Raw genomic sequence first — 18,649 nt, 5'->3', positions numbered from 1 at the left:
GGCGTCGCGAACATCAGCAGCATGATCGTGCCGTGCATCGTGAACGCCTGGTTGAACTGCTCGTTCGACATGATCTGCAGACCAGGCCGGGCCAGTTCGGCGCGCATGAACAGCGCCAGCACGCCACCGATCACGAAGAACGCGAACGACGTGGCGAGGTACAGCGTTCCGATCGTCTTGTGGTCAGTGGTGGTGAGCCACTTGATCACGACGTTGCCGGGCTGCTTGCGCCTGACCGGCAGCTCGTCCTTGTAGTGGGACTCCGCCGCCGCGGCACCCTGGGGTTCGTTGAGGATGCTCACAGGTTGTTCGTCTCCCGGTTCTTCTCGTGGCTCGTCTGCGCGATGCCGGCGGGAACGTAACCGGTCTGCCCCTTCTTCACGAGGTCCTGGAGGTGCTGCTCGTAGCGCTCCTGAGAGACGACCTTCACGTTGAACAGCATGCGGGAGTGGTCGACGCCGCAGAGCTCGGCGCACTTGCCCAGGAAGGTGCCCTCCTGGTTGGGAGTCACCTCGAAGGCGTTGGTGTGGCCCGGGATGACGTCCTGCTTCATCAGGAACGGCACGACCCAGAAGGAGTGGATGACGTCCCGCGAGGTGAGGACGAAGCGGACGCGCTTGCCCTCGGGCAGCCACAGGGTCGGACCCGGGTTGCCGGTCTGGGGGTTGCGCGTGCCCGGAGTGCCGCAGTCGTAGACGCCGCCGGCGTTGGCCGGGAAGTCCTCCTTGTAGCGGTCCGGGATCGCGTCCAGTTCCTTGGACTTGGTGGCGTCACCGGTGGAACCGTCGACGCCCTCGACGTAGTTGAAGCACCAGCTCCACTGGAAGCCGACGACGTTGATGGTGACGTCGGGCTTGTCCTTGAGCTCGAGGAGCTTCGACTCGTCCCGGGCCGTGAAGTAGAAGAGCACCGAGACGATGATCAGCGGGACCACCGTGTACAGCGCCTCGATCGGCATGTTGTACCGGGTCTGCGGAGGGACCTCGACCTTGGTGCGGCTGCGCCGGTGGAAGAAGGAACTCCACAGAATCAGGCCGATCACCAGCGCGCCGACGGCGAGCGCGGCAGCCCAGGATCCCTGCCACAGGGAGAGGATCCGCGGAGCCTCTTCCGTGGTCGGGGTGGGCATACCAAGGCGGGGGAAGTCCTCGTATGTGCAACCTGTGGCGGTCGCCAGGACCAGGCCCGCGGTCAGTGCCTGCAGCAGCTTCCGCCGCATCGGGCGCCGCGGCGAGCGGTCGGAGCCGTTGGGACTCACGTAGCGCCTTCCCGAGAGTCTCGCCCGCGCGGATTGGCTGCGGCCTGCCTTCTCGCTGGTCGGTCGCCGCCCTGCGTCGGGCAGGGGTTTGGATGTTTATGCGGACCAAACCCTAGCCGACGCGATTTCGGGTCGCGCGAGGAGGGGTGCCTAGTAACTCGGGTGGTTCGCTTGTTTGGCGGGTGCGGGTTGAATACGGCTTGTCGCGCAGTTCCCCGCGCCCCTTGCGTCCGCTGCCCTGGCGGAGGTTTTAGCGTTGAGGTGTGTCCTACTTCGACGCGGCCTCCGCCGCCCCTCTTCATCCCGTCGCCCGTCAGGCCTTGTTGGCCTCCCTGGACGAGGGGTGGGCCGACCCCGCTCGGCTGTACCGAGAAGGGCGGCGGGCCCGCATGCTGCTGGACGCGGCCCGCGAGGCTACGGCCGACGCGGTGGGCTGTCGACCGGACGAACTGGTCTTCACCTCGTCCGGAACCCGGGCCGTACACGCCGGTGTCGCGGGAGCCTTGGCCGGTCGTAGACGCGTCGGACGTCACCTGATCGTGTCAGCCGTTGAACATTCCTCCGTGCTCCATTCGGCCGAGGTGCACGAGCGGGACGGCGGCTCGGTCACCCAGGTCGCCGTCCGCCGAACGGGAGCCGTGGAGCCGGCTGTCTTCGGTGCCGCCCTGCGGGCGGACACCGCGTTGGCCTGTCTGCAGGCGGCCAATCATGAGGTGGGGACCGTGCAGCCGGTGGGTGAGGTGGCCGGGGTGTGCCGGGAGGCGGGGGTGCCGTTGCTGGTGGACGCGGCGCAGTCGTTGGGCTGGGGGCCCGTCGAAGGGGACTGGTCGCTGTTGACGGCGAGTGCGCACAAGTGGGGCGGGCCCTCGGGGGTCGGGCTGCTCGTCGTGCGCAAGGGGGTGCGGTTCGCTCCGCAAGGGCCACTGGACGAGCGGGAGTCCGGGCGGGCGGCCGGGTTCGAGAACCTGCCGGCCATCGTCGCGGCGGCGGCCTCGCTGCGGGCGGTGCGGGCCGAGGCGGCGCAGGAGGCGGTACGGCTGCGGGAGCTGACGGAGCGGATCCGGGCCCGGGTGCCGGAACTGGTGCCGGATGTGGAGGTGGTGGGGGATCCGGAGCGCCGGCTGCCCGGGATCGTCACCTTCTCCTGTCTCTATGTCGACGGAGAGGCCTTGCTGCACGAGCTGGACCGCGCCGGTTTCTCCGTCTCGTCCGGATCGTCCTGTACGAGCAGCACGCTGACGCCCAGCCATGTGCTGAGGGCGATGGGTGTGCTGAGTGAGGGGAATGTGCGGGTGTCGTTGCCGGCGGGGGCGGCGGCGGAGGACGTGGAGCGGTTCCTCGACGTGCTGCCGGGGGCGGTGACCGGGGTGCGGGAGAAGCTGGGGGCGCCGGTCGCCGAGACCGTCGTACGCGACGACGTCCTGGTCGTGGACTCGCTCGGCAAGCGCTGCCCGATCCCGGTCATCGAGCTGGCGAAGGTCATCGGCGAGGTGCCGGTGGGCGGCCTGGTCCGGGTGCTCTCGGACGACGAGGCGGCCCGCCTGGACATCCCGGCGTGGTGCGAGATGCGGGGCCAGGAGTACGTGGGAGAGGAGCCGGCGGAGGTGGGTACGGCGTACCTGGTCCGCCGGCTCGACTAGTCAGGCCAGGTGCTTGCGGACCTCTTCGGCCGCGGTGTCGCCGTAGGCCTTGGTGAACCGCTCCATGAAGTGGCCGCGGCGCAGCTGGTACTCCTGCGTGCCCACCGTCTCGATGACGAGCGTCGCCAGCATGCAGCCGACCTGGGCCGCGCGCTCCAGGGAGACGCCCCAGGCCAGGCCCGAAAGGAACCCGGCGCGGAAGGCGTCGCCGACGCCCGTCGGGTCGGCCTTGCGCTCCTCGTCGGGGCAGCCGACCTCGATCGGGTCCTCGCCGGCCCGCTCGATGCGGACACCGCGGGAGCCCAGCGTCGTGACGCGGCAGCCGACCTTGGCGAGGATCTCGGCGTCGGACCAGCCGGTCTTCGTCTCGATGAGGCCCTTCTCGTACTCGTTGGAGAAGAGGTACGTCGCCCCGTCCAGCAGTATCCGGATCTCGTCGCCGTTCATCCGGGCGATCTGCTGGGAGAAGTCCGCGGCGAAGGGGATGCCGCGGGACCGGCACTCCTCGGTGTGGCGGAGCATGCCCTCGGGGTCGTCGGCGCCGATGAGGACCAGGTCGAGGCCGCCGACGCGGTCCGCGACGGTCTTCAGCTCGATGAGCCGGGCCTCGCTCATCGCGCCGGTGTAGAAGGAGCCGATCTGGTTGTGGTCGGAGTCGGTGGTGCACACGAAACGCGCGGTGTGCAGGGTCTCGGAGATGCGCACCGACTCGGTGTCGACGCCGTGCCGGTCGAGCCAGGCCCGGTACTCGTCGAAGTCGAAGCCCGCGGCGCCGACGAGGAGCGGCCGGGTGCCCAGCTGACCCATGCCGAAGGCGATGTTCGCGCCGACGCCGCCCCGGCGGACGTCCAGGTTGTCGACCAGGAAGGACAGCGAGACCGTGTGCAGCTGGTCCGCGACGAACTGGTCGGCGAAGCGGCCGGGGAAGGTCATGAGGTGGTCGGTGGCGATGGAGCCGGTGACTGCGATGCGCACGGCTGGGATTCTCCTGCGGATGCGGAGGCGGATTGACAGTTAACGCTACCGGGTCCGTTGGTGACTCAGAAGCGTCCAAAACTACCCGATAGTAGATCTTTCTTCGCAGGCCATGGCGTGCCTACGGTTCCGCTATGACGAAACTCAAGGCTCCGGCGCCCGTTCCGGTCGACGTCGACGGCGATCTGGCGGCGCTGCGCGGCGACTGCGCCCGGATGGCTCCCCACTGGGCGGCTCCCGACCGGGTCGCCCCACTCCCGGTCTCCCCCTCGCTGATCCACGGCGTGAAGGTGCCGAGCGAGTCCGCACGGCTGCTGGACGCCATGTCGGACTACGGCGACTGAATCGGCGCGTTCGCGGGAACCGTGCGCTCGTGTGCCGCGTCCCATCGCTGTCCCCCGGAAAGGGGATGCGGGATACGACCCTAGGAGCGATGCGGTGAACACCGAGCGACCCGGCAACGACGACGCGGCCGAGCCCGGCGCCGTCGACCCCACCGGCACCCCACGGGACGCCGAGTCCGGTTCCGGCCGGCGCCGCTCCCCCGTGATCATCGCCTCCGTCGCCGCCGCGGTGCTCCTCGCGGGCGGTGGCGGGGCCTACCTCGCCGCCAGTGCCTCCGACGACTCCGACGGCGGTACGTCCTCGGGGGCGCCCGGCGACGACACGCCCCCGCCGCTCGCGCTGGACGGGTACACCGAGGGTTCGACGGGCTCCACCGGAGGCATCGCGCCCGGTGAGCCGAATCCGTACGGCGCCACGTTCCAGGCGGACGGGACGCTTCCGGACGGGCCCGGTTCGGCTGCCGTGTACCGGACCCGGGGTGAGGTCGGCGCGGACGAGGTGTCCCGGCTCGCCACGGCTCTCGGGGTCCCGGGGAAGCCCGTGCTCCAGGGGCAGGCCTGGCGGATCGGCGCCAAGGACGGGTCGGGGCCCTCTCTCCAGGTGAACCAGCGGGCGCCGGGCACCTGGACCTTCCAGCGGTACGCGGGCGGCACGGACAACTGCGAGAGCACCACGGTCTGCACCGAGAAGCCCGGCGGCCAGTCCAGCGACCAGAGCGTCGGGCCGGTGAGCCCGGAGGCCGCGAAGAAGGCCGCCGCCCCGGTGCTGAAGGCGGTCGGCCAGGACGACGCGAAGCTCGACACGAGCCAGGTGATGGGCGGCGACCGGGTGGTGAACGCCGATCCGGTGGTCGGCGGTCTTCCCACCTACGGCTGGACCACCGGGGTGACGGTGAGCGCACGGGGCGAGGTCGTCGTCGGCAGCGGCCAGTTGAAGGCGCCGGTGAAGAGCGACACCTATCCGGTGCTGAGCGCCGAGAGGACGCTCGCGCTGATGAACGCGGCGCCGGCGGAGGACCCGCGGGCCGGGATCGGCGGCTGCGCCAGCCCCGTACCACTGGACGGGACGGAGCCGTGCTCGGAGCCGGAGAAGCCGGCGAAGTCGGCCGAGCAGGACACGATCAAGGTCGAGAAGGCCGTGTTCGGGCTGGCCGCGCACTACGTGGACGCACGGCAGGCGCTGGTGCCGTCCTGGCTGTTCCAGGTGCGGGCGCCGGGCGCGCAGGACAGCTTCACGGTGACGCATCCGGCGATCGACCCGAAGTTCCTGACGTCGACGGCGCCGTCGGACCCCGCGACCGGGCAGCCCAGCCCGCGGCCGACCGGGCCGAGCGACGAGGTCCCCACGCGGGATGTGACCGTCGAGGGCTACACCACCGAGGGCGAGGAGCTGACCGTCGCCTTCACCGGCGGTGTCTGCGCCGACTACGACGCCGCGGTGAGCGAGACCGAGGACGCGGTGACGGTCACGGTGACCGAACGGCCCTGGCCCGACAAGGTCTGCATCATGATCGCCAAGGGCTACCACCGCACGGTCCAGCTGGACGAGCCGCTCGGTGACCGCGAGGTCGTGGGCTCGGACGGCAAGGCGGTGCCGCTGGAGAAGGAAGGCGCACGGCTGCCGGAGACGTCCGGGGCCCGGTAGGGACCCGCGGACACGCGAAGGCGGCGGCCCCGTCGGAGGGGGTCGCCGCCTTCGTCGTACTTATCGAGCCTTCGCCTTGGCCGCGGACGGCTCAGCTGAAGGAGTCGCCGCAGGCGCAGGAGCCCGTGGCGTTCGGGTTGTCGATCGTGAAGCCCTGCTTCTCGATCGTGTCGACGAAGTCGATGGTGGCGCCGCCCAGGTAAGGGGCGCTCATACGGTCGGTGACCACCTTGACGCCGTCGAAGTCCTTCTCCACGTCGCCGTCGAGGGAGCGCTCGTCGAAGAAGAGCTGGTAGCGCAGGCCGGAGCAGCCGCCGGGCTGGACGGCGACGCGCAGGGCGAGGTCTTCACGGCCTTCCTGGTCGAGCAGGGCCTTGACCTTGGACGCGGCGGCGTCGGTCAGGACGATGCCGTCGGTGACGGTGCTGGTCTCGTCCGATACGGACATCTACATCTCTCCCGGGTTGTACGGAGACTGCTTGCCGACGGTTGCAACCGGCGGGGCCGCGGATTCATTCCGGGCCGGGCGCGTGTCTTACCGGTTCGTGCGGTTCCTTCTTCATGCTCGCACACGCGCCGGTGAGCGGAAAACGGCCCTTTCGGGAATGAAACGAGGCCCACAGGGATTCACGTCACATAGACGCTATGCCCATCGTCAAACTGACGTGAACCGGTTATGATAGATAGCGTCATTTCGACGAAAAGCCAGTTGGTGACCCCGCCGACCCGGTGAATCCGGGCCGGCGAGCCGCAGAACAGAAAGGGTGCGTGTCGTGACCACCGCCCAGACCCAGGAGCTCGACGTAACGCCGACGCCCCTCGCCCTGCTCCTCCTCGGCCGTGAGGCCGACCCGAGGAGCGAGCGTGGTGTGGAGTGCCCCGGTGACCTGCCCTCGCCGTCCGACCCGGACCTGGTCGAGCGCGCCCGCGCGGCCAAGGAGAAGCTCGGCGACAAGGTCTTCGTGCTCGGCCATCACTACCAGCGCGACGAGGTCATCCAGTTCGCGGACGTCACCGGCGACTCCTTCAAGCTGGCCCGGGACGCGGCCGCGCGGCCCGAGGCCGAGTACATCGTGTTCTGCGGTGTGCACTTCATGGCGGAGTCCGCGGACATCCTGACCTCCGACGACCAGAAGGTCGTGCTGCCCGACCTCGCGGCCGGCTGCTCCATGGCCGACATGGCCACGGCCGAGCAGGTCGCCGAGTGCTGGGACGTGCTGACCGAGGCCGGGATAGCCGAGCAGGTCGTGCCCGTGTCGTACATGAACTCGTCGGCGGACATCAAGGCGTTCACCGGCAAGCACGGCGGCCTGATCTGTACGTCGTCCAACGCCAAGCGGGCCCTGGACTGGGCCTTCGAACAGGGCGAGCCCAATTCAACAAAGGTCCTGTTCCTGCCCGACCAGCACCTCGGCCGCAACACGGCGGTGCGGGACATGGGCATGTCGCTGGACGACTGCGTGGTCTACAACCCGCACAAGCCGAACGGCGGCCTCACCGCCGAGGAGCTGCGCGCCGCGAAGATGATCCTGTGGCGCGGGCACTGCTCGGTGCACGGCCGCTTCTCGCTGGACTCGGTCAACGACGTCCGCGAGCGCATCCCGGGCGTGAACGTCCTGGTCCACCCCGAGTGCAAGCACGAGGTCGTGGCCGCCGCGGACTACGTCGGGTCGACCGAGTACATCATCAAGGCGCTGGAGGCCGCCCCGGCCGGCTCCAAGTGGGCCATCGGCACGGAGCTGAACCTGGTCCGCCGCCTCGCGAACCGTTTCGCGCCGGAGGGCAAGGAGATCGTCTTCCTCGACAAGACGGTCTGCTTCTGCTCGACCATGAACCGCATCGACCTGCCCCACCTGGTCTGGGCTCTGGAGTCCCTGGCCGAGGGCAACCTCGTCAACCGCATCGAGGTCGACAAGGAGACCGAGGCGTTCGCGAAGCTGGCACTGGAGCGGATGCTGGCGCTGCCGTAGCCCGCGAGGGGCACACGCTCACCCCGGTACGGGTTTCCGGTCGGGGTGAGCGGGGTCGAGGGTGAAGACGTCACCCTCGGGTGTGGTGACGACGAGGGCGCCCCGGTGGAGCAGCACCTTGGGCAGCTCCCAGGTCTGGTCCGTCACCTGCTGGGCGCGCGGCAGGCTCTCCCACAACGGCGTGCCCTTCCTGGCGTCGAGGGCGGCGACCCGGCCGCTGGCGCTGGACAGATAGACCACACGGGTGCGCGGGTCGTGGGTGACGCCACTCGGCTGCTCCAGGCTCGTCCGGGTCTGCCACAGGCGCTCGCCCGTCCGGGGCGATACGGCGGTCACCTGGCCGCCGGACGTGGCGAACCACAGCTTGCCGTCCGCCAGCGTCACCTCGCCCGCGAACTCCTCCGCCAGCTCGGTCGTGGTCTCGGCACCGGTCTCCGGATGCACCAGCCGGATCCGTGAGTACGGCATGTCCCCGTCGACGACCAACAGGGTGTTCCCCTCCTGGTCCTCGGTGGGGTCCAGGAAGAGCAGCCGTCCGTCGAACATCCCGACGAGGTGTCCGCGATCGGGCACCGACAGACGCCACTCCGAGCCGTCGGCCCGGTCGAGCCGCAGGAGCAGGATGTCCTTGGTGACCGCATCGCCCGAGCCGCACGACAGATAGATCTCGTCGCCGATGCTCTCGAGCCCGCAGTACCGGCCCGTCGGCAGGGCTGCCGTCCAGCGCTCGGCGCCGGTTCGCGGCAAGCGGGCGGTCACCGAACGGCCGCTGTCGTCCGGGACGATCACCAGGTCACCGGAGAGATACGGGCCGTCGACCTGACGGTCGTTCACCGTGCGATACCAAAGCCGCTCACCGGTACCGGTGTCGAGGGCTGCGACCGAGGTCACGGGATCGCCTTGGTCCTCGGGCTGGTACTCCTGCTGAACCACCAACGCGTCGTCCGCGACCCCGAGGACCGCATAGGTGTAGGTCCCCTTGCCCGCCGTGTCCGACGGCACCACTTCGGCGCGCCAGTCGGTCCGTCCGGTGAGCCCGTCGAGGCGCACGGGCAGCACGCCGTCGCCCGCGCAGTAGACGGCGCCCTCGTGGAGCCGACAGTCCGGGCCGCCGCTCTGGAAAGTGGTGGGGGAAACTGACCCGCCCTTCTTCACCCCGGTCGCCGCGGTGGCGTTCACCGTCGTCTGCCAGGGCTTCCAGCCGGCCGGCAGCGCGGTCCAGCGGGAGGATTTGGCGGAGCCCGCGGCTCGGGTGCCGTCGTCCCCGCCTTCGGGGCCGATCAGCAGGTACGCCGTGAGGGCGAGGGCGCCCGCCGCTCCGGTCATGGCCCAGAGCCTGCGGCCGCGGCCGCGCCGGCCCCGGGGGCCGTCGGCGGCCGTCTCGGTGCGGACCCGCACCATCGCGACCTCGTCCGAGCGCAGGGTCACCGTCGCCGAGTCGTCCGCGGACGCCTCCGGCAGCACCCGCGCGAACTCCCCGGCCAGGTCGTCCAGTCCGGGCCGGTCCGCCGCCTCTTTCGCCAGGCAACGCTCCAGGATCGCCCGCAGCGGCGGTCGTACGCCGTCCAGAACGGGTGCGTCGTGGACCACTCGGTACGCCGTGAGGTAGGGGCTGTCCGCGTCGAAGGGGCCCCGGCCCGTGACCGTGTAGACGAGAAGGGCGCCGAGCGAGAAGACGTCCGAGGAGAAGTTGACCGACCGGGCGTCCGTCAGCTGTTCCGGGGACATGAAGGGCGGGGTGCCGATCATCTGGCCGGTCTCGGTGAGGGTGTTGTTCTCCGCCGCGCGGGAGATGCCGAAGTCGATGACCCGGGGGCCGTCGTCGGCCAGCAGGACGTTGGCGGGTTTGAGGTCGCGGTGGACGACTCCCGCCCGGTGGATGTCCCGCAGCGCCTCCACCAACCCCAGCGCGAGGCGCCGCAGTTCCGGTTCCCGCAGCGGGCCCACGTCACGAATGCGCGCGGCCAGCGAGCGGCCCGGCACGTACTGGGTCGCCATCCACGGCCGTACCGCCTCCGGATCGGCGTCCACGACCGGCGCGGTGAAGGCGCCGCTCACCTTGCGGACGGCCTCGATCTCCTGGCGGAAGCGGGCCCGGAAGACCGGGTCCTCGGCGTACTGGGCGTGCACGATCTTGACCGCGACCTCGCGGCCCGAGCGCGATCTGGCCCGGTAGACGATGCCCATGCCGCCGGCGCCCAGTCGGTCCACCAGCCTGTATCCGCCGACCGACTTCGGATCGTCCTTGTGCAGCGGCACGCCCCGATCCCTCTCCCCCGAGTGGCTGTTGGGAGGAAAGGATACGGCCGGGTCCGGTGGCGGCAGCCACCGGACCCGGCCGCTCCGGTCACACTCCGGCGGGCTCCGGCTGGGCCGGGACCTCTGCCTTCCGCTCTCGCTTCGCCGCGCGCTTCTTCGCTCGGCGCTCCTTGCGGAGTTCCAGCATCGCGTAGAGCGTCGGGACGAGGAGGAGGGTGAGGAGGGTCGAGGTGATCAGGCCGCCGATCACGACCACCGCGAGCGGCTGGGCGATGAAGCCGCCCTCGCCGGTGACGCCCAGCGCCATCGGCAGCAGCGCGAAGATCGTCGCCAGGGCCGTCATGAGGATCGGGCGCAGCCGGTGGCGGCCGCCCTCCACGACGGCCTCGACGACGCCGTAACCCTGCTTTCGGTACTGGTTGATCAGGTCGATCAGCACGATCGCGTTCGTCACCACGATGCCGATCAGCATCAGCATGCCGATCATCGCGGGGACGCCCATCGGGGTGCCGGTGACGATCAGCAGGCCGATCGCGCCGGTGGCCGCGAAGGGGATCGAGACCAGCAGGATCAGCGGCTGGGCGAGCGAGCGGAAGGTCGCGACCAGCAGCATGAAGACGATCGCGATGGCCGCCAGCATCGCCAGGCCCAGGTTGGCGAACGCCTCGTCCTGGTCCTCGGAGACGCCGCCGATCTCGGCCGTGGCGCCCGCGGGCAGGTCCAGGCCGTTGATCTTCGACTGGAGGTCCGCGCTCACCGCGCCGGTGTTCTCACCGGTCGGCTTCGCCGTGATGGTCGCGGCGCGCTGGCCGTCGATGCGGGTCATCGACACCGGGCCGTCGACCAGCTTCACGTCGGCGATGTCGCCCAGCTTCACCGGGCCGAGGCGCAGGGCCTGGAGCTGCTTCAGCGTCGTGGCCGGCTTGGCCGACTTGATGACGATGTCCCGCTCGGTGTCGTCCAGGGTGGCCTGGGCGGCCGTGGTGCCGCGGACCGCCTGGGCGACCGCCATGCCCAGGGTCTGGTCGTCGAACCCGGCGGCGGCCGCCTTGTCATTGGCCTTCACCGAGATGCGCGGGACGCTCTGGGACAGGTCGCTGGTGACGTCGGTGACGTCGTCCAGGCCGGCCACGGCCTTGCGGACCTCCTCCGCGGCCTCGCGCAGGACGGTCCCGTCGGCCGCCTTGACGACCACGCTGAGGTCCTGGCTGCCGAAGCCGTCACCGGCGGCGACGGTGGTCGTGCCGATGCCGTCGAGCTTCTTCAGGCCGGCCTCGATGCGGTCGGTGACGTCGGCGGAGGAAGCGGAGTCCTCCAGCATCACCGAGTAGGACGCCTGGTTGGTGTCCGTACCGCCGCCGAAGGCCGCCATGAAGCCGGACGAGCCGATGGTGACCTGGTAGTCCTTGACGCCCTCGGTGTCGCCGAGCAGCCGCTCGACCTTCTTCGCCTGCGCGTCGGTCGCCGCCAGGCTGGTGCCGGGCTTCAACTCCTGCTTGACGGTGAGGACTTCCTGCTCGCCCTGGTCGAAGAAGTTCGTCTTCAGCAGCGGCGCCATGCCGAAGGTGCCGATGAGCACCACCACGGCGATGGCCACGCTGGTCAGCCGGCGGCGCGTCGCGAACCGCAGGACCGGGACGTACAGGCGCTGCAGACGGCTCTTCGCCTCCTTCTCCTCGGCCGCGCGGCGGGCTTCGTCGGCGTCCTCGGGGGTGCCCTTCGGGGCGCGCAGGAACCAGTACGACAGCACCGGTACGACCGTCAGCGAGACGAGGAGGGAGGCCAGCAGGGCCGCCGTCACGGTCAGGCTGAACGAGCCGAACAGCTCACCCACCATGCCGCCGACCAGGCCGATCGGCAGGAAGACGGCGACCGTGGTGAGCGTCGAGGACGTCACCGCGCCCGCGACCTCGCGGACCGCCTTGAGGATGGCCTCCTCGCGCTCCTCGCCGTAGCCCAGGTGCCGCTTGATGTTCTCCAGGACCACGATCGAGTCGTCCACGACCCGGCCGATGGCGATGGTCAGGGCGCCGAGCGTGAGCATGTTGAGGGACAGGTCCCGCGTCCACAGCACGATCAGCGCGAGCACGACCGAGAGCGGGATGGACACCGCCGTCACCAGCGTCGAGCGCACCGACGCGAGGAAGACCAGGATGACGAGGACGGCGAAGAGCAGACCGAGGGCGCCCTCGGTGGTCAGGCCGTCGATGGCCTTGGCGACCGCCGGGCCCTGGTCGCTGACGACCGTGACGGTCGCGCCGGCGCCGAGGTCCGCGCGCATCTGCGCGAGCTTGTCGTCCACCGCGTCCGAGATGGCGACCGCGCTGCCGTCGCGGTCCATGGTGACCATGACCGCGAGGCTCGGCTCGCCGTTGGTGCGGGTCAGGGAGTCGGCCGGGGCCTGCTCCTGCTCGACCTCGGCGACGTCGGCGAGGCGGACCGGCTTGCCCTCGCCCTTGATCCGCAGGTTCTCGATCTGCTCCAGCGAGGTGAAGCCGCCGCCGACCTGGACGGTCCGGTTGGCGCCGTCCTCGTCGAAGGAGCCGGCCGGCACGGTGGCGCCGCCCGCCTGGAGGGCCTGGGTGAGGGACTGGAGGGTCAGCCCGGCCTTCGCGAGCTTCGCGTCGTCCGGGGTGACGCCGACCTGGAGGTCGCGCACACCGTCGACGGTGACCTGACCGACGCCGTCGATGTCCTTCAGGTCCGGTACGACCGTCCGGTCGAGCCGGTCGGCCAGGGCCTGCTGGTCCTGGTCGGCGGTGACGGCGAGCACGACGGTCGGCATGTCGTCCGTGGAACCGGCGACGACCTGCGGGTCGACGTCGTCCGGGAGCTGGACCCGGGCCCGGTTGACGGCCTGCTGCACATCGGCGACGAGCTGCTGGGTGTCGTTGCCGTACTCGAAGGACGCCATGATCAGGGCGTTGCCCTCGCTGGCGGTCGAGGTGACGCCGGTGATGCCGTCGACACCTTCGAGGCTGTCCTCGATGGGCTCGACGACCTGGTTCTCCACCACGTCCGGGGACGCGCCCTGGTAGGGGGCGAGGACGGACACCATGGGCAGTTCGATGGACGGCAGCAGTTGCTGCTTGAGCTGGGGTATCGCGATCGCCCCGAAGGCGAGCGCGATGATCGAAACAAGCCCGATCAGGGCTCTTTGCGCGAGGCTGAACCTGGACAGCCAGGACATGGGATCAGGGTCTCTCTTCTGTCGAGCAGAGCGGCTCCTACACCCTGAGCCATCCGGAACCCCTCATTCGTAGCCCCGAGGTCCCGTTCCTTATACGGCGCATACTCCGGGCGCAGTACGCCGGGCCGACGTCAGTCCACCCTTGGGCGTACCAGCCCGGACTCGTAGGCGATCACCACGAGCTGGGCCCGGTCCCGGGCGCCCAGCTTCGCCATGGCCCGGTTGACGTGGGTCTTCACCGTCAGCGGGCTGACCACGAGCCGCTCGGCGATCTCGTCGTTGGAGTGGCCCCCGGCGACCTGCACCAGCACCTCGCGCTCCCGGACGGTGAGCGCGTCGAGCCGTTCGGCGCGGGACGGGTCACGGTCCTCGTCGCCCCCGTCGCCCTGCGCGAGGAAGCGGGCGATCAGGCCCTTGGTGGCGGCCGGGGAGAGCAGGGCCTCGCCGCCGGCGGCGACGCGGATGGCGTTGAGCAGTTCGTCGGGCTCGGACCCCTTGCCGAGGAAGCCGGAGGCGCCGGCCCGCAGCGACTGCACGACGTAGTCGTCGACCTCGAAGGTGGTCAGTATGACCACCCGGACGTGGGCGAGGGAGGGGTCCGCGCTGATCAGGCGGGTGGCGGCGAGGCCGTCGGTGCCGGGCATCCGGATGTCCATCAGGACGACGTCGGCGCGCTGTTCCCTGGCCAGCGCCACGGCCTCGGCACCGTCGGACGCCTCGCCGACGACCTCCATGTCGGGCTCGGAGTCCACCAGGACGCGGAAGGCGCTGCGCAGCAGGGCCTGGTCGTCGGCGAGCAGGACACGGATGGTCATGCGGTCTCCCCCGGCTCTCCCGTGGTGGCGGTACGGGTCTCGACGGTCACACCGGCGCGCCTGGCTCGCCTGTCGTGGCCGTACGGGTCTTGACAGGCAGGATCGCATGGACGCGGAAGCCGCCGCCGTAGCGGGGACCGGTGGTCAGGGTGCCGCGCAGGGCCGTGACGCGCTCGCGCATCCCGAGCAGTCCGTGGCCGCCGCCCTCGACGGGGGCGTCTGGGTCGTGGACGCCGTCGTCGAGGACCGTGATCTCCACATGGGGTCCCACGCGGACGACGCTGACCTCGGCCTTGGCCTCGTTGCCCGCGTGCTTCTGGACGTTGGTGAGGGCTTCCTGGATGACCCGGTAGGCGGCGAGGTCGACCGCGGCGGGGAGGGTGGTGCCCTGGTCGGCGCGGGCGACCTCGACCTGGAGTCCGGCGCTGCGGAAGGTGCCGACGAGTTCGTCGAGCCGGTCCAGGCCGGGCGCGGGTTCGGTGGGAGCCTCGGGGTCGCCGGACTGTCGCAGCAGACCGACGGTGGCGCGGAGTTCGTTGAGCGCGGAGCGGCTGGCCTCGCGGACGTGGGCGAGCGCCTCCTTGGCCTGGTCGGGGCGCTTGTCCATGACGTGCGCGGCGACTCCGGCCTGCACGTTGACCAGGGCGATGTGGTGGGCGACGACGTCGTGCAGGTCGCGGGCGATCCGCAGGCGTTCCTCGGCGACCCGGCGGCGGGCCTCCTCCTCCCGGGTGCGTTCGGCGCGTTCGGCGCGTTCCTGGATGGCGTCGACGAAGGCGCGGCGGCTGCGGATGGCGTCGCCGGCGGTGGCGCCGATGCCGGTCCAGGCGAAGATCGCGAGGTTCTCCTGGGCGTACCAGGGGAGGGGGCCCGCGAGCATGGCGGCGCCGGTGAGGACGGTCATGGTGAGCAGGCCGAGGCGCCAGGTGGTGTGGCGGTCGGTGGTGGAGGCGACGGTGTAGAGCGCGATGACCGCGGACATGGCGACCGGGGCGCGGGGGTCGCCGGTGACGCTCTCTACGACGGCGACGGCACCGGTGACGGCGAGGACTGTTCTGGGGGCGCGGCGGCGGAAGACGAGGGCGATGGCGCCGATCGTGATCAGGAGCAGGCTGGGGACGTCGGGGCTGCGGATGCCCCAGGTGACGCCGTCCTTGCCGTGCGGGTCCACGAACGAGCCGGCCACCATGCAGATCAGGGCGCCGGCCGCGATGGCCGCGTCCAGTGCGAGGGGGTGCGCTTTGAGGTGGGCTCTGGCGCGGTCGAGGGTGTTCACGGCTGATTACGGTAGCCGGGCGTGCCTCCGGCGGAAGCACCGTGTCGAATCCGCGGGCCGGTGAGGGCTGGTCGCGCAGGTCCCCGCGCCCCTGACGCAGATCCCCGCGCCCCTGAAGGGGCGCGACACCGCACCGGAGACATCCTCAACCCGGGATCAGGCCATCGTCGCTCAACAGTTCCCGTACTTCCTCCAGCGTCGCGTCCGGGGACGGGAGGATGAGTTCCGAGGGTTCGAGGGAGTCGTCGGGCAGGGGGTCGCCGAGTTCGCGGACCTTCGTCAGGAGGGCTTGGAGGGTGCGGCGGAAGCCGGGGCCGTCGCCGTTCTCCATTTCGGCCAGCAGCTCGTCGTCCAGCTTGTTGAGTGCGGTGAGGTGGCTGTCGGCCAGCCTCACCTGCCCCTCCCCCATGATCCGTACGATCATGTCGCCCTCCTAGGCGTGGGCCCTACTGCTTGTCGAAGCGCGGGGTGTCCTGCGGCTGCTGCTGGGGCTGGGACTGGCCGTTGCCGCCCTCGATGGCCTGCTGCTGTGCCGAGGTGCCGCCCGCCAGCTCCGCCTTCATGCGCTGCAGTTCCAGCTCTACATCCGTACCACCGGAGAGCCGGTCCAGCTCGGCCTGGATGTCGTCCTTGTGCATGCCGGTGGGGTCGTCGAGGGCACCGGAGGCGAGCAGCTCGTCGATGGCGCCGGCCCGCGCCTGGAGCTGGGCGGTCTTGTCCTCGGCGCGCTGGATGGCCAGGCCGACGTCGCCCATCTCCTCGGAGATGCCGGAGAAGGCCTCGCCGATCCGGGTCTGTGCCTGGGCGGCGGTGTAGGTCGCCTTGATGGTCTCCTTCTTCGTACGGAAGGCGTCCACCTTGGCCTGGAGCCGCTGGGCCGCGAGGGTGAGCTTCTCCTCCTCGCCCTGGAGCGTGGCGTGCTGCGTCTCCAGGTCGGTCACCTGCTGCTGGAGCGCCGCGCGCCGGGACAGCGCCTCGCGGGCCAGGTCCTCACGGCCCAGCGCGAGCGCCTTGCGGCCCTGGTCCTCCAGCTTGGAAGACTGGGACTGGAGCTGGTTGAGCTGCAACTCCAGGCGCTTGCGCGAGGTGGCCACGTCGGCCACGCCGCGGCGCACCTTCTGGAGCAGTTCCAGCTGCTTCTGGTACGAGTAATCGAGGGTTTCGCGCGGGTCCTCGGCCCGGTCAAGGGCCTTGTTCGCCTTCGCGCGGAAGATCATCCCCATACGCTTCATGACACCGCTCATGGGCTTCGCGCGCCCCCTTCTGACGTCCAGCTCCAGCTCTGCGACAGAACCCACAGTACGGGCCCTGCATCCATTGACGCACTGTTCGGGGACGGATGCGCTCATCCCCAAGGACGACTGCGTTCGCTCCAGCTCCGGCGTGAGGAGTAGGTGCTCCCCGGGGTTCCCGGAAACGTGCACGACGTCCCCTCTGTCCCCTACATGACGACTGGTGTTGCCGATTCGTTCCCCACCGGACTGGGGTCCATGCGCGGGGACCCCGTACCCTTGGGTTTTGTGTTCCGTAGCCGTGCCAAGGATGAGAAGGCATCGGTCGCCGACAAGGCGCCCCTGACCGACTCCAATCAGCCCCGCGACCCGCAGGCCCCGAAGGGCAGGCCCACGCCCAAGCGCAGTGAGGCCCAGTCCCAGCGCCGCAGCGTCGCCAATACGCCGACCACGCGCAAGGAGGCGGCCAGGCGTTCGCGCGAGGAGCGCCGGCAGGCGCTGGCCAAGCAGCGCGAGGCGCTGGCGAGCGGCGACGAGCGGTATCTGCCCGCCCGTGACAAGGGGCCGGTGCGCCGCTTCGCCCGCGACTTCGTCGACTCGCGCTTCAACGTCGCGGAGTTCTTCCTCCCGATGGCCGTGGTCATCCTCGTGCTGAGCATGGTCCGGGTGGGCGCCCTGCAGAGCATCGCGCTGCTGCTGTGGCTCGTCGTGATCGTGCTGATCGTGCTGGACTCGATCGTCACCGGCTTCCGTCTCAAGAAGCAGCTGAACGAGCGCTACCCGGACGAGAACAAGCGCGGCGCCGTCGCCTACGCCCTGATGCGCTCCCTCCAGATGCGCCGGCTCCGGCTGCCGAAGCCGCAGGTCAAGCGCGGGGCGCGGCCCTGAGCACGACGCCGTTCTCCGGGGGCGCGGCGGATGCCTGGCTGAGCAAGCTGGGCGGACTGCGGGACGTCGTACGACAGGAGCTGGTGGCCCGGCAGCTCGATGAGCAGATAGCCGGGCGCTACCCGGTCGGGCAGCGACTGAGGATCCTCGACGTCGGCATGGGCCAGGGCACCCAGGCCCTGCGGCTCGCGCGGGCCGGTCATCAGGTGACCGGCCTGGAGCAGGACGCGCGGATGATCGCCGCGGCGCGGCAGTCGCTGGCGGGCGAGCCGGACGGGATCCGCGAGCGGATGTCGATCATCGAGGGCGACGGCCGGGACACCGGCGTGCACTTCCTGCCGGGCAGCTTCGACGTGGTGCTCTGCCACGGCGTCCTCATGTACGTCGAGGAGCCCGACCCGCTGCTGGCGGGCCTCGCCCGGGTGCTCGCCCCCGGCGGACTGCTCTCCCTGCTGGTCCGCAACGCCGACGCGCTGGCGATGCGCCCTGGCCTGTCCGGCGACTGGACCGGAGCCCTGGCCTCCTTCGACACCACCGCCTACCGCAACCGGCTGGGCCTGGACGTCCGGGCGGACCGCCTGGCCACCCTGACGGCGACGCTCGCCGGCATCGGCGCCCCGCTGCACAGCTGGTACGGCGTACGGGTCTTCACGGACACCGCCGCGGACGACGCCGAGATCCCCGCCGACGTGGAGACGCTGCTGGCGACCGAGGAGCGGGCGGGGCGCACGGACCCGTACCGCGGGGTCGCGGCGCTGCTGCATCTGTGCGGCGTGCGGGGCTGACGAGCAGTGCGGAGGGGGCGGCCGCTGTCGCCTCTACGGCTCCACGACCGCCCCTGCGCTCGCTCCTACGCCTCCTCGGCGTGCAGGCTCATCGGCCCGTAGATCTCCGTGGTGTCCTCGAACAGGCGCACCTGGTCCACTCCGCCGGCGAGGAGGTCCTTCCAGACCTCGCCGATCCAGGACTCGGCGTCTCCCTGGGTGGTGAACTCCTCCGGCTCCACGGGGGGTGCCGTCTCCGACCCGTCGGCCTTCTCGAAGCGCCAGATCCATGCTGCCATGCAGGCCTCCTCGGTGAGCTTGGTGTGGTCACCCTATGCGTTGGGACGGACGCGGCGAACAAGATCGGCGCCCCTATAGGGGGTCTCGAGTGAG

17 protein-coding genes are annotated in these 18,649 nt (G+C 70.6%); 6 read left to right on the top strand and 11 right to left on the bottom strand.

The window, feature by feature from the left end; all coding sequences use genetic code 11:
* Together AC068Z_RS41475 and ctaC are read right to left on the bottom strand one after the other, a co-directional pair.
* On the bottom strand, positions 1-302 hold a 302-nt coding region (locus AC068Z_RS41475; protein WP_478568708.1), incomplete at its 3' end, for a cbb3-type cytochrome c oxidase subunit I.
* On the bottom strand, positions 299-1,258 hold the full coding sequence (gene ctaC / locus AC068Z_RS41470) for an aa3-type cytochrome oxidase subunit II (protein ID WP_478568705.1): 960 nt from the start codon (positions 1,256-1,258) through the stop codon (positions 299-301). The genes AC068Z_RS41475 and ctaC, both read right to left, overlap by 4 nt.
* Before the next feature lie 263 nt (positions 1,259-1,521).
* Here ctaC and AC068Z_RS41465 point away from each other — a divergent pair, with 263 nt between their 5' ends.
* Positions 1,522-2,898 carry an aminotransferase class V-fold PLP-dependent enzyme gene (locus tag AC068Z_RS41465; protein WP_478568702.1) on the top strand — a complete coding sequence of 459 codons (1,377 nt, stop codon included), beginning with the start codon at positions 1,522-1,524 and terminating at the stop codon, positions 2,896-2,898.
* Here AC068Z_RS41465 and AC068Z_RS41460 read toward each other — a convergent pair whose 3' ends face one another.
* Complete coding sequence (locus AC068Z_RS41460) at positions 2,899-3,873, bottom strand: carbohydrate kinase family protein (RefSeq protein WP_478568699.1); 975 nt, start codon at positions 3,871-3,873, stop codon at positions 2,899-2,901.
* Positions 3,874-4,007: 134 nt separating this feature from the next.
* Between AC068Z_RS41460 and AC068Z_RS41455 the strand changes: the two genes are divergently transcribed.
* The gene (locus AC068Z_RS41455; RefSeq protein ID WP_478568696.1) at positions 4,008-4,217 is read left to right on the top strand and encodes a hypothetical protein; all 210 of its coding nucleotides are present in this window, start codon (positions 4,008-4,010) and stop codon (positions 4,215-4,217) included.
* A gap of 94 nt (positions 4,218-4,311) precedes the next feature.
* Entirely contained in the window at positions 4,312-5,862 is a 1,551-nt protein-coding gene (locus AC068Z_RS41450; RefSeq protein ID WP_478568693.1) for a hypothetical protein, read from the top strand.
* 91 nt (positions 5,863-5,953) lie between these two features.
* Here the strand turns inward: AC068Z_RS41450 and erpA are convergent, their stop codons facing one another.
* Entirely contained in the window at positions 5,954-6,310 is a 357-nt protein-coding gene (gene erpA, locus AC068Z_RS41445) for an iron-sulfur cluster insertion protein ErpA (protein WP_328870798.1), read from the bottom strand.
* Positions 6,311-6,635: 325 nt separating this feature from the next.
* Here erpA and nadA point away from each other — a divergent pair, with 325 nt between their 5' ends.
* Positions 6,636-7,832, top strand: coding sequence for a quinolinate synthase NadA (gene nadA, locus AC068Z_RS41440; protein WP_478568688.1), 1,197 nt, complete (start codon positions 6,636-6,638; stop codon positions 7,830-7,832).
* An 18-nt stretch (positions 7,833-7,850) separates the two neighbouring features.
* On the opposite strand, the gene AC068Z_RS41435 is transcribed toward nadA, so the two are convergent.
* The 6 genes from AC068Z_RS41435 to AC068Z_RS41410 all read right to left on the bottom strand — a co-directional run bounded on the left by AC068Z_RS41435 (position 7,851) and on the right by AC068Z_RS41410 (position 16,616).
* Positions 7,851-10,091 (bottom strand): protein kinase domain-containing protein, encoded by a 2,241-nt coding sequence (locus tag AC068Z_RS41435; RefSeq protein ID WP_478568685.1) that lies wholly within the window; start codon positions 10,089-10,091, stop codon positions 7,851-7,853.
* An 88-nt stretch (positions 10,092-10,179) separates the two neighbouring features.
* Positions 10,180-13,281 (bottom strand): efflux RND transporter permease subunit, encoded by a 3,102-nt coding sequence (locus AC068Z_RS41430; protein WP_478568682.1) that lies wholly within the window; start codon positions 13,279-13,281, stop codon positions 10,180-10,182.
* A 131-nt stretch (positions 13,282-13,412) separates the two neighbouring features.
* Positions 13,413-14,096 (bottom strand): response regulator, encoded by a 684-nt coding sequence (locus AC068Z_RS41425; RefSeq protein ID WP_478568679.1) that lies wholly within the window; start codon positions 14,094-14,096, stop codon positions 13,413-13,415.
* A gap of 46 nt (positions 14,097-14,142) precedes the next feature.
* Positions 14,143-15,372: a sensor histidine kinase gene (locus AC068Z_RS41420; protein WP_478568676.1), complete on the bottom strand. Its 1,230-nt coding sequence runs from the start codon at positions 15,370-15,372 to the stop codon at positions 14,143-14,145.
* A 145-nt stretch (positions 15,373-15,517) separates the two neighbouring features.
* Positions 15,518-15,796: a PspA-associated protein PspAA gene (gene pspAA, locus AC068Z_RS41415; RefSeq protein WP_478568673.1), complete on the bottom strand. Its 279-nt coding sequence runs from the start codon at positions 15,794-15,796 to the stop codon at positions 15,518-15,520.
* 22 nt (positions 15,797-15,818) lie between these two features.
* Positions 15,819-16,616: a PspA/IM30 family protein gene (locus AC068Z_RS41410; protein WP_478568670.1), complete on the bottom strand. Its 798-nt coding sequence runs from the start codon at positions 16,614-16,616 to the stop codon at positions 15,819-15,821.
* Positions 16,617-16,817: 201 nt separating this feature from the next.
* On the opposite strand from AC068Z_RS41410, the gene AC068Z_RS41405 reads away from it, so the two are divergent.
* Both AC068Z_RS41405 and AC068Z_RS41400 read left to right on the top strand, forming a co-directional pair.
* Positions 16,818-17,492 carry a DUF3043 domain-containing protein gene (locus tag AC068Z_RS41405; protein WP_478568667.1) on the top strand — a complete coding sequence of 225 codons (675 nt, stop codon included), beginning with the start codon at positions 16,818-16,820 and terminating at the stop codon, positions 17,490-17,492.
* Between the two features lie 83 nt (positions 17,493-17,575).
* Positions 17,576-18,277, top strand: a complete 702-nt coding sequence (locus AC068Z_RS41400) for a class I SAM-dependent methyltransferase (RefSeq protein WP_478568664.1) — start codon at positions 17,576-17,578, stop codon at positions 18,275-18,277.
* Between the two features lie 65 nt (positions 18,278-18,342).
* Here AC068Z_RS41400 and AC068Z_RS41395 read toward each other — a convergent pair whose 3' ends face one another.
* Positions 18,343-18,555, bottom strand: a complete 213-nt coding sequence (locus AC068Z_RS41395) for a hypothetical protein (RefSeq protein ID WP_451729845.1) — start codon at positions 18,553-18,555, stop codon at positions 18,343-18,345.
* Positions 18,556-18,649 lie beyond the last annotated feature (94 nt).

The organism is Streptomyces sp. NPDC043726, assembly GCF_056436565.1.
The sequence above is the reverse complement of the archived record's forward strand: the minus strand, read 5'-3'. Positions and strand labels throughout refer to the sequence as shown.

Bases quoted from the DNA above. Each gene is read 5' to 3' on its own strand.
- AC068Z_RS41455 (WP_478568696.1), top strand. From the start codon at position 4,008: ATGACGAAACTCAAGGCTCCGGCGCCCGTTCCGGTCGACGTCGACGGC.
- erpA (WP_328870798.1), bottom strand. From the start codon at position 6,310: ATGTCCGTATCGGACGAGACCAGCACCGTCACCGACGGCATCGTCCTG.
- AC068Z_RS41430 (WP_478568682.1), bottom strand. From the start codon at position 13,281: ATGTCCTGGCTGTCCAGGTTCAGCCTCGCGCAAAGAGCCCTGATCGGG.
- AC068Z_RS41425 (WP_478568679.1), bottom strand. From the start codon at position 14,096: ATGACCATCCGTGTCCTGCTCGCCGACGACCAGGCCCTGCTGCGCAGC.
- pspAA (WP_478568673.1), bottom strand. From the start codon at position 15,796: ATGATCGTACGGATCATGGGGGAGGGGCAGGTGAGGCTGGCCGACAGC.
- AC068Z_RS41410 (WP_478568670.1), bottom strand. From the start codon at position 16,616: ATGAGCGGTGTCATGAAGCGTATGGGGATGATCTTCCGCGCGAAGGCG.
- AC068Z_RS41405 (WP_478568667.1), top strand. From the start codon at position 16,818: ATGACGACTGGTGTTGCCGATTCGTTCCCCACCGGACTGGGGTCCATG.
- AC068Z_RS41395 (WP_451729845.1), bottom strand. From the start codon at position 18,555: ATGGCAGCATGGATCTGGCGCTTCGAGAAGGCCGACGGGTCGGAGACG.